The sequence below is a fragment of the Pseudoalteromonas sp. NZS11_1 genome, assembly GCF_015864275.1.
Lineage (GTDB): Bacteria > Pseudomonadota > Gammaproteobacteria > Enterobacterales > Alteromonadaceae > Pseudoalteromonas > Pseudoalteromonas arctica.
This window is the reverse complement of sequence record NZ_JADYXK010000039.1, coordinates 18,047-27,754: the sequence shown is the minus strand read 5'-3', so window position 1 is coordinate 27,754 and position 9,708 is coordinate 18,047. Positions and strand designations below refer to the sequence as shown.

At 40.3% G+C, this 9,708-nt stretch carries 10 protein-coding genes; 8 read left to right on the top strand and 2 right to left on the bottom strand.

The window, feature by feature from the left end:
* The first annotated feature begins 488 nt into the window (after positions 1-488).
* Together I6F44_RS18555 and I6F44_RS18550 are read left to right on the top strand one after the other, a co-directional pair.
* A complete protein-coding gene (locus I6F44_RS18555; protein ID WP_197174340.1) occupies positions 489-1,328 on the top strand; it encodes an isopenicillin N synthase family dioxygenase in 840 nt (279 codons plus the stop codon).
* 200 nt (positions 1,329-1,528) lie between these two features.
* A complete protein-coding gene (locus I6F44_RS18550; RefSeq protein WP_007377987.1) occupies positions 1,529-2,923 on the top strand; it encodes a DEAD/DEAH box helicase in 1,395 nt (464 codons plus the stop codon).
* A gap of 127 nt (positions 2,924-3,050) precedes the next feature.
* On the opposite strand, the gene I6F44_RS18545 is transcribed toward I6F44_RS18550, so the two are convergent.
* Together I6F44_RS18545 and I6F44_RS18540 are read right to left on the bottom strand one after the other, a co-directional pair.
* Positions 3,051-3,794, bottom strand: a complete 744-nt coding sequence (locus I6F44_RS18545; protein WP_197174339.1) for a DUF3307 domain-containing protein — start codon at positions 3,792-3,794, stop codon at positions 3,051-3,053.
* Positions 3,794-4,417 carry a hypothetical protein gene (locus tag I6F44_RS18540; RefSeq protein WP_010555313.1) on the bottom strand — a complete coding sequence of 208 codons (624 nt, stop codon included), beginning with the start codon at positions 4,415-4,417 and terminating at the stop codon, positions 3,794-3,796. Before I6F44_RS18540 ends, I6F44_RS18545 begins: the two co-directional genes overlap by 1 nt.
* A gap of 150 nt (positions 4,418-4,567) precedes the next feature.
* Between I6F44_RS18540 and I6F44_RS18535 the strand changes: the two genes are divergently transcribed.
* The 6 genes from I6F44_RS18535 to I6F44_RS18510 all read left to right on the top strand — a co-directional run bounded on the left by I6F44_RS18535 (position 4,568) and on the right by I6F44_RS18510 (position 9,607).
* Positions 4,568-5,071, top strand: a complete 504-nt coding sequence (locus I6F44_RS18535; protein ID WP_197174338.1) for a LabA-like NYN domain-containing protein — start codon at positions 4,568-4,570, stop codon at positions 5,069-5,071.
* A 174-nt stretch (positions 5,072-5,245) separates the two neighbouring features.
* On the top strand, positions 5,246-6,166 hold the full coding sequence (nudC, locus tag I6F44_RS18530) for an NAD(+) diphosphatase (protein WP_197102736.1): 921 nt from the start codon (positions 5,246-5,248) through the stop codon (positions 6,164-6,166).
* A 9-nt stretch (positions 6,167-6,175) separates the two neighbouring features.
* Entirely contained in the window at positions 6,176-7,357 is a 1,182-nt protein-coding gene (locus tag I6F44_RS18525) for a cystathionine beta-lyase (RefSeq protein WP_024608065.1), read from the top strand.
* A 143-nt stretch (positions 7,358-7,500) separates the two neighbouring features.
* Positions 7,501-8,328: an ABC transporter permease gene (locus tag I6F44_RS18520; protein ID WP_024599820.1), complete on the top strand. Its 828-nt coding sequence runs from the start codon at positions 7,501-7,503 to the stop codon at positions 8,326-8,328.
* Positions 8,325-9,233 carry an ABC transporter ATP-binding protein gene (locus I6F44_RS18515; RefSeq protein ID WP_197174337.1) on the top strand — a complete coding sequence of 303 codons (909 nt, stop codon included), beginning with the start codon at positions 8,325-8,327 and terminating at the stop codon, positions 9,231-9,233. Before I6F44_RS18520 ends, I6F44_RS18515 begins: the two co-directional genes overlap by 4 nt.
* Positions 9,233-9,607 carry a PH domain-containing protein gene (locus I6F44_RS18510; protein WP_024599818.1) on the top strand — a complete coding sequence of 125 codons (375 nt, stop codon included), beginning with the start codon at positions 9,233-9,235 and terminating at the stop codon, positions 9,605-9,607. Before I6F44_RS18515 ends, I6F44_RS18510 begins: the two co-directional genes overlap by 1 nt.
* Positions 9,608-9,708 lie beyond the last annotated feature (101 nt).

Below are 9,708 nucleotides of genomic sequence, written 5' to 3'. Positions count from 1 at the left end.
AAACAGGAGTATTTCAGTATGGGGTAGAGCCAAATTTTTAAGGCTGTACTTAATGTTTTTCTTAAGTACCTACCTATGACATCCATGTAGGCAACAAAGAGTTAATCGTCCCTAGAAAGAATCCAAAGGGTAGCGCATGTTTGGCATTTATGCTGCGTTATCGCCTATTTATGGGGAACAACCACACATCACAGGCTCTGCCTTGCTTAAATACCAAACAGTCTGCTACAAATTCACCCACCAAAGGTCAGCACGCCCTAGTAGACCATATATAAGCACTAAACCTTGCAAATTCAACGTTTTTTTATAAGTTGATCTTGATCAAGCTAAGTGGCGGCGGCTATGCTTTGCGGACATATGTCCTTATTTTTTTAAGGTCATTTGTCTATCCTCACATAGCGCTATAATGAAGGCTTTGCTACTTTATCTTAGCTATTTGCTACTATTGAAGCAGTTCACTTCTCACAACCTATTCACTGGAACGTACAATGCAATTACCTACTGTTGATTATAAAGCTCCCGATGCGGCTGCACAATTTGTTGAATCATTAAGAAATACTGGATTTGGCGTTTTAAAAAACCACCCAATCCCACAGTCTTTAGTTGAGTCTATTTACAAAAATTGGCAAGACTTTTTTAACTCAGAGCAAAAGCAGGACTTTTTATTCTCTAAAGAAACTCAAGACGGTTATTTTCCGCCTTCAGTATCTGAAGTAGCGAAAGGCTTTACAATAAAAGACATTAAAGAGTACTTCCATGTGTACCCTAAAGGTCGCGTTCCTGCAGAGCTTGAAGCTGATGTACGTGAATACTACCGTTTAGCAAGTGAATTTGCTGGTACTTTACTAAGCTGGGTGCAGGCTCAATCTCCAGCTGATGTACGTGCTAAGTTTTCGATTGATTTAAAAGACATGATTGCAGGCTCTGAGCAAACATTGTTACGTATCCTACATTATCCGCCTATGACGGGTGATGAAGAGCCAGGTGCTATTCGCGCAGCAGCCCATGGCGATATTAACTTATTGACTGTATTACCAGCTTCTAATGAGCCTGGTTTACAAGTTCAAAAAACAGATGGCGGTTGGTTAGACGTGCCATGTGATTTTGGCAGCTTAATTATTAATATCGGCGACATGTTACAAGAAGCGTCGGGCGGGTATTTCCCATCGACAATTCACCGTGTAATTAACCCAACGGGTAAAGCATCTACTAAATCGCGTATTTCACTACCGTTATTTTTACACCCGCATCCAGGTGTTGTGCTTTCAGAGCGCTACACGGCAGATAGCTACTTGCAAGAACGCCTGCGTGAGTTAGGTGTTAAGTAACTCTTATACTTAGAGTAATTAAGTATAAATATAAAACGGCTTATGGCCGTTTTTTGCATTTTTAAGCAACTTGAGCACAGGTTTAATTTTATTAAGCTATGCTCAATTGCTCGCAACGTAAATAATGGCATGCATTCTTAGCTACTACAGGTATAATGCGCGCAACTGGCTAATGTAGCCTAATTTAAAAGAGAGTTTATATGAGTTTTGAAGGTTTAGGTTTATCACAGTCTTTGGTTAATGCGGTTTTAGAAAAGGGCTATGAAACGCCAACGCCGATTCAGGCTCAAGCAATTCCTGCAATTATTGAACGCCGTGATGTTATGGCAGCAGCGCAAACAGGTACAGGTAAAACAGCGGGTTTTACATTACCACTTATTGAGCGTTTGTCGTCAGGCCCTAAAGCTAAAAGTAACCACGTACGTGCACTTATTTTAACGCCTACACGTGAGCTTGCTTTGCAAGTAAGCGAAAACGTTGAAGAGTACGCTAAGCATTCGGATGTGAGCTCATTTGTAGTTTACGGTGGCGTTAAAATTAACCCACAAATGCAGCGTCTTCGTAAAGGTGTTGATATTTTAGTAGCAACGCCGGGTCGTTTAATCGACTTACATAATCAAAATGCAGTTAAATTTGATAGCGTTGAAGTGCTTGTACTCGATGAAGCTGACCGCATGTTAGACATGGGCTTTATTCATGACATTAAACGCTTAATTGCTAAAATGCCTGCTAAACGTCAAAACTTGATGTTTTCGGCTACATTTTCTGACGAAATTCGTGCATTAGCAAAAGGGTTAATTAATGACCCTGTTGAAATTTCAGTTGCTGCAAAAAATACTACTGCAAAAAGTGTTACTCAGTGTGTTTATGCGGTAGATAAAACACGTAAAACAGCATTGCTAAGCCACTTGATTCGCACTAACGATTGGCAACAAGTATTAGTGTTTAGCCGCACAAAGCACGGTGCTAACCGCTTAGTTAAACAACTAGAGCGCGATGACATTGTAGGCGCGGCTATCCATGGTAATAAATCACAAGGCGCACGTGTTAAAGCACTTGATGGTTTTAAAAGTGGTGAAGTACGCGTACTAGTAGCAACAGACATTGTTGCACGTGGTTTAGACATTGTTGAATTACCGCATGTTGTTAACTACGACTTACCAAATGTATATGAAGATTACGTTCACCGTATTGGCCGTACAGGCCGTGCTGGTGCGTCGGGTCATGCGATTTCGTTTGTAACAACAGAAGATGCTGTTGATTTATACGGTATTGAGCGCTTTATTGGTGAGCTTATCCCACGTGCTGAAGAAGACGGTTTTGAGCCTATTAACCCAGTAGCAGAGCGCGCATTAGATGCTCGCCCACTGCCGTCTAAAAAGCCTAAGAAAAAGCAGCCTTTTAATAAGCCTAAATCTGATAGCAGCAAGCCTAACAGTAAAAAGCCAAATAATGGTGGTAATGGTACCGGCCCACGCCGTGGTGGTTCTAAAAAGCCAGCTGCTAAAACAGATGACAGCGCGCAAAACCCATGGGCAAAGCGTGAATCTGTTGGCGGTAGTGGCCAACGCCGTCGTCGCACAAATAACGATTAATGATCATATTGGCGTTTAATTAATTTAGAACTTGGTTAAAGGCTGATACAAAAAACGCGCTCTCTTCTTTTGAACAAATAGAAGCAGCGCGTTTTTTATTGTCTGTAATTTGTACTTACTGTATTGCCTACCTGATTAAATAGTTAATACCCAAGCCGACAAATAAAGTAACACTTACGCTAAGTAGTGTGCCGAGCATAACGTACTCGGTAAGTTTTTTATCTTTGCTTGCACTTAAATCGCCAAACCTAAATACTGACTTTGCCGCAAGTAAAAAGCCAAGCCCTGCAAATTGGTCAAGCAATATAAAGCTCAGCATAAGTACGCGCTCAAGCATACCTATGCTTTGCCCTGCAAGTGGTAAGCTACCAGTACTTGAAAAGTTACTTGTTAAACGCTCTAACATCATTCTTATAAATACGGCGCTAGGACTTAAAATAATTAAATAACCGCATACCACCCACAGTATTTTGGGATCAGTGAGCATATTATTAATTGCTGTCATAAAGCTATTGTTATCAGTTAGCCAAATACTGAGCGCAATAATAACGAGTATGTGCGCTATTTGATCAAGTAAAAAAGGCACCACGCCTTTATTAGAATACGATTTAGCTATATCAATAAAGTAATGGCTCAACATAATGCTCGCCGTGGCAATTAAAACACTGCTTAGTTGTTGCCACCCGAATGTGTATTCCCACACGGTAATAATGAGTGCACTTGTTACACCATGCACAAGTACATGAAAATAAAGCTTACTGGCTTTAAAGTGACGGGTGTTTCTGTCGTTTACCCAACTCATAGGTTGCCAGTAAAAATCAGCGAGTAAGTGGCCAATAACAAGCGCGACAAGTAAAAGTGAAAACTCCATTATTCACCTCCTTTAATTATATTTTTTATAACGTGTTGTGTGTGCTTAATAAAGCGCTCTATAAGTTGGTAGTGCGCTAAATTTAGTAGTTTTGTTACATTTTCGCGACTTGTTTTAAGCTCTTTAGCCAGTGCCGCGTGGCTGTTGTCTGATGATGTTAAATAGACATACAGGGCATTTGCTTGTTTTTGCGTGATTTTAGTGAGTAATACGTCGGCAAAGGCTAAATTAAGATTTAAGCTTTCATCAAGCTGCTGCTCATTAATATTAAAAACAAAGCGTTGATTACCTATTTTATCAAGGCCTTGCCCCGAAAGGGTAAAAGCAGAACCGGTTGCTGTTTTTATATCGCTGCGTGGGTTATCTATTTGCCCAAGTGCCAAGCTTTGCCGTAGCTCATAACCTGACGATTTAAGGTGTAAATATACAAGTATGGCATTTTTAAAAAGGAGCTCAGGATTATTAACTTGTAACTGAAAGGCATCGCCTCGGTATATATTCCAAAGTGTTTGCTCCCCCGAAATGTTTCGCAAACTTTGCTCTAGTTGATAAAGCATGGCATCGTATTGCTGCTTAGGGATTGTTTGCGATTTAATAATATCGCCGCTGATCACACCAATCATAAAAATCTCAAAATGGTTACTTTTTAATATGTAACCAATATTGGTTACATAAGGGTATGTAACTAATTTAGGTTACTTAAATATAAATTGCAAGGTACACTTATTTTATAACGTTACTTTTATTGCTATTAATCCTCACTAGGACACTAAATGACTTTACAAAACGAGCAGCAAAGCACGAAACCACACGTAGGTATTTTTGTTGATGTGCAAAATATTTATTACACGTGCCGCGAGAGTTACGGAAAAAACTTTGACTACAATGCGTTTTGGCGGGTAATGCAGGCGCAATACAATATTGAGTGTGCTTTTGCGTACGCTATTTATCGAGGTGATGAAAAGCAAAATCAGTTTCAAAATATTTTGCGTGCGATTGGTTTTGACGTAAAGCTAAAGCCATTTATTCAACGCCGTGATGGAAGTGCTAAAGGCGATTGGGATGTAGGTATAACAATAGACATGTTAGAGCAGGGTAAAAGCCTTGATAAGGTTATTTTGCTCTCTGGCGATGGTGACTTTGCTTTGTTACTTGGGCATTTAAAAAATCAATATAATGTACCGTGCGATGTATACGGTGCTGACCGGTTAACCGCTGAGGTATTAAAACAAAGCGCAGAGCAATTTCATTTAATTGATAATACTTTGCTACTTTAACAGTAAAAAATAGTTAAAAAAGTGCAAGCTAAGTGCCTGCAACATGAGAGATTTTAATACAAAGCCGTAATAGATGAATTAAGCCTTATATAGGCTTTTTTTATTACTGTAATCAATTGGGTTTGCTAAATGATTATGGTAATTTTAAAGCATAACGAGTTACCAAGGACTTACATGCTTCATTACAGCAACATGCCACTAGACAGAGGCTCAAACTTTCGTAAAGACCCATCGTGGCTTAAAGCGCAAATGTCGGCGCAAAGTAAATGGGTTTTAGTTAAAAATAATCAAACCCTATTTATTAAAGATACCCCTAAAGTAAGCTATTTAACGTATCAACAAGTGGCGCATTTAGATTTGACGAGTGCTATTTTTGTTGGTTTAAATAATGCTAAACATGGTGTGTTTGCATTGGATGTATCTGATCTGGATGAAAGCATACTTACGCCTTTAATAGAGGGCGCTCAGTTTTTTGATATTCGCCAATATGGGCCTCAAGTAACCATTAAATATGCCTCAATAGCCGCCCTTGCGAGAGGGTTATGTTATTGGCATGCCACGCATCGTTTTTGTGGGCGCTGTGGTAGTAAAAACCGTTCAGTGGAAGCCGGGCACTCTAGAGTGTGTGAAAACGAAAACTGTAAGCATCCTACATTCCCGCGCACCGATCCTGCGGTAATTATGGTAGTTACTAAAGTCTTTGCTGACGGAGTAGAGCGCTGTTTATTAGGTCGCCAAGCCGCGTGGCCCACTGGTATGTATTCGTCGCTTGCTGGATTTGTAGACCCAGGGGAGACACTGGAACAAGCTGTTGCGCGTGAAGTTAAAGAAGAGGCAGGTATAGAGGTTGATAACGTACGTTATGTTGCATCTCAGCCATGGCCGTTCCCATCGTCAATTATGCTTGGTTTTTTTGCAGAGGCGACATCTGAGGAAATTAACGTAGATAAAGAAGAGCTAGACGATGCAAAATGGTTTAGCCGTGAAGACTTAGAGCAATTTGGTAATTGGCACGAAGAAGGGGAGCATTTAAAGCTGCCTAGAACCGACTCTATTTCTCGTTATTTAATTGAGCATTGGCGCACAAACCCTTAAGGATTAACAATGTCGAGTAAAAGTAATAAAAACACTCAGCTGGTATCATCAGGGCGCAAAAAAGCCTATACACATGGCGTAGTAAATCCCGTTGTACAGCGTGCATCTACCATTGTATTTGATACTGTAGCAGATTTAAAAGAAGCTGCTAAAACCCGTGGCGATAAAACGTTATTTTATGGGCGCCGGGGCACAACAACACACTTTGCACTACAAGAAGCGATTACAGAACTTGAAGGCGGCGAAGGCTGTGCACTATACCCTTGTGGCGCAGCGGCGATTAGCCAAGTATTTTTATCGTTTTTAAAAACCGGTGATCATATTTTAATGGTTGATAACGTGTACGAACCAACTCGCGATTTTTGCGATAAAATTTTAGTGGGACTGGGCATTACAACAACCTACTACCCGCCAACCATTGGCGCAGGTATTAAAGACTACATTCAGCCAAATACTAAAGTGTTGTTTTTAGAATCTCCAGGTTCTATTACGATGGAAGTGCAAGATGTGCCTGCTATGGTAAAAGTAGCCAATGAGCATAGCGTAATGACCATACTTGATAATACCTACGGCAACGGTTTGCATTATCGTCCGCTAGAGCACGGTGTTGATATTAGTATTCAGGCTGCAACGAAGTATATTGTCGGCCATTCAGACGTGATGATGGGGGTGGCTGTTGCTAATAAAAAGTACTGGCCAACCTTGCGCGAAAACTCGTACTTACTAGGGCAATGTACCAGTGCCGATGATGCGTATTTAGCGCTTAGAGGCCTTCGTACAATGGGTGTGCGTTTAAATCAACATGAAAAAGCAGCAATAGAAGTAGCTAAATGGCTTGAACAACATGAGCTTGTTGATCATATTCGCCACCCTGCATTTGAAACCTGCCCAGGGCATGAGTTTTTTAAACGTGACTTTGATGGCAGTAATGGGTTGTTTTCATTTGTGATGAAAACCGGTAATCAAAAAGCGATTGATGCATTTTTAGATAGCCTTGAGCATATTAAAATGGGCTTTTCGTGGGGCGGTTTTGAAAGTTTAGTAACCGCTAATTTAACTATGAAAGGGCTGCGTTCAAATACAGGTTGGGATTTAGGCCCGGTTATTCGCTTGCATATTGGTCTTGAAGATGTTGAAGATTTAATTAGCGATTTAAGCCAAGCACTTGAGGTTTATAAGCAGCATTTATAATTTATATCGCAATTTATGCTGTTACATTTAAATGTATTGTTACAAAGCTCACCATAGGTGGGCTTTTTTTTGCTGGTAATTCAAGGTGTTTACACTTAGTGTGGATAAATACACAGAAAATAAAAAGTCATTAAGGATAGTCAATGGCAACACCATTACCGATAAACGTAGGGCGATTAACGCAAATAGCGGGATTTGAGCTTGTACGTATGTTTTTAACTAAACGTGGACTTATTGCATTAGCTGCCTTTGCATTGGTGTGGCTAATAATACTACGCTACCCAATAGGGCAGGCAGTAGGCATTGTAAGTGCGCCCGATTTTGAGCAAATAGCCCGTGATATATCAGGTTCTATTGGTTTAAGTAAATTATTGGATTGGCCTGAGGCCGAATTTGCTATGTACTGGTTAATAGCCCTGTATAGCTTTCCCGTTTTTGGTTTATTTATTTGTAGCGACCAAACGGTAGGCGATAGAGAGCGCGGCACACTAAGGTTTTTATCACTGCGCTCCACTCGCTTTGAAATACTGTTTGGTCGTTTTTTAGGACAATTAGCGGTATTAGCCTGCTTAGTGGGCATTACTCTTGTGGCCACGCTCGCGGTACTAGGGTTTAGAGATCCAAGTTTACTGGCTGGTGGTTTTGCCCGTGCGCTTTCTATATTTTTAATATTAGTGATTACTCTGTGTCCATTTGTAGCACTTATGACGTTAATAAATACCTTTGCTCGCTCATCGCGTTTATCTATTGTATTGGCAATTTTATATTTTGCAGCAGGCGGTATTGTAGTTGGTATATTGCAATGGCAAATACCCGCATTAGGCTTGCTTGATTATTTATTTCCGGGTGTGCAAATAGAGTTATTAGCGGGGCAAAATTTACCATTATTAAGCGCTGTGGCTATTCCCCTTGTGCAAACAGCGGTGTTACTAAGCGTTGCTCAACGTATTTTTGCAAGGAGCTCACTATGAGACCATTAATTACAGCCAGCGGTTTGAGTAAATCGTATGGTGCAAAACTTGCGCTTAATAATGTGGACTTTGAGATTAATAAAGGTGCGCCAGTGGCGCTTGTTGGGCCAAATGGTGCGGGTAAAACCACCTTATTTAGTTTGTTGTGCGGCTATATAGCGCCAAGTAAAGGCAGCCTTGAAATATTAGGGCATAAGCCAGGGAGCGCTGCTTTATTTAATAAAGTAAGTGCATTACCACAAGATGCACAACTTGACCCTCGTTTTAATATAGATAAGCAACTCGCTTTTTATGCAAAACTGCAAGGTATGGGTGCTAAGCAAAGCCAAACTGAGGCGCTACGTGTACTTGACTTGGTTGGCTTAAAAGAGATTGCAAAGCAGCGTGCGGGGGACTTATCGCACGGCATGCGCAAGCGCGTTACGATAGCGCAAGCACTTATTGGCGCACCACAAATTGTAATGCTTGATGAAGCAACCGCAGGGCTTGATCCGATTCATGCCAGAGAAGTGCGCGAGCTGGTATCTGAATTAAGTGAACAGGCTACTTTTATTTTAAGCTCTCACGATTTAACAGAGCTTGAGCGACTATGCTCACAGGTACTTCATTTAGATAAAGGCGTACTAAGCGAGCATCAAACAAAAACAAATAATACCGATAAACACTTTTATACATTAATGCTAAGCGAAGCTTATCAAAATGTTGAGCAACAGCTTCAAGCAATTGCAGGGGTGAGCCGGGTGTATATGAGCCAACATAAAGAATATGTAGTTGAGTATCAGCCAACAGGTGAGCCGCTTGATATTGCACTGCTGAGTTTTTGTCATCAGCAACACTGGCAGTACAGGCAGTTAGTTAATGGACATACATTAGAGAATCAAATATTTAAACAGGAGAAAGTATAATGGGTTTACTTAGCGGACTTATGGGTAATGCAAGCGAAGTTGACGATTCTGATTTAGAGAAAATCCTCGCCAATACATTAATTGACGGTGAACAAGTAGAAAAGGCATATAAAGTAGTACGTGATATGTTTATTTTTACTAATAAGCGCTTAATCTTAATTGATAAGCAAGGTATGACCGGTTCTAAAATGGAAATGGTGAGTGTTGCTTACTCTAAAATAACCAAGTTTAGTAAAGAGAGCGCAGGCCATTTTGACTTAGATGCCGAGCTAAAAATATGGGTTGGCTCAGATCCAACACCAATTAGTAAAGAGTTTAAGTCTGGCGATAATATTAACGATGTTTACCGTATTATTAGCCAACACGCGCTTTAATACGGTACATGTTTTAAGTAGTTGTTGACTAAATGTTGCAACTACTTTAATTTTACAGTTTACAACACTTCCTTACAATTAACTTAATAAATACAACTGGT

What these genes read in the sequence shown, in the direction of transcription:
- I6F44_RS18510 (WP_024599818.1), top strand. Translation starts at nt 9,233, where the DNA reads ATGGGTTTACTTAGCGGACTTATGGGTAATGCAAGCGAAGTTGACGAT.
- I6F44_RS18525 (WP_024608065.1), top strand. Translation starts at nt 6,176, where the DNA reads ATGTCGAGTAAAAGTAATAAAAACACTCAGCTGGTATCATCAGGGCGC.
- I6F44_RS18515 (WP_197174337.1), top strand. Translation starts at nt 8,325, where the DNA reads ATGAGACCATTAATTACAGCCAGCGGTTTGAGTAAATCGTATGGTGCA.
- I6F44_RS18540 (WP_010555313.1), bottom strand. Translation starts at nt 4,417, where the DNA reads ATGATTGGTGTGATCAGCGGCGATATTATTAAATCGCAAACAATCCCT.
- I6F44_RS18550 (WP_007377987.1), top strand. Translation starts at nt 1,529, where the DNA reads ATGAGTTTTGAAGGTTTAGGTTTATCACAGTCTTTGGTTAATGCGGTT.
- I6F44_RS18545 (WP_197174339.1), bottom strand. Translation starts at nt 3,794, where the DNA reads ATGGAGTTTTCACTTTTACTTGTCGCGCTTGTTATTGGCCACTTACTC.
- I6F44_RS18535 (WP_197174338.1), top strand. Translation starts at nt 4,568, where the DNA reads ATGACTTTACAAAACGAGCAGCAAAGCACGAAACCACACGTAGGTATT.
- I6F44_RS18555 (WP_197174340.1), top strand. Translation starts at nt 489, where the DNA reads ATGCAATTACCTACTGTTGATTATAAAGCTCCCGATGCGGCTGCACAA.
- nudC (WP_197102736.1), top strand. Translation starts at nt 5,246, where the DNA reads ATGCTTCATTACAGCAACATGCCACTAGACAGAGGCTCAAACTTTCGT.
- I6F44_RS18520 (WP_024599820.1), top strand. Translation starts at nt 7,501, where the DNA reads ATGGCAACACCATTACCGATAAACGTAGGGCGATTAACGCAAATAGCG.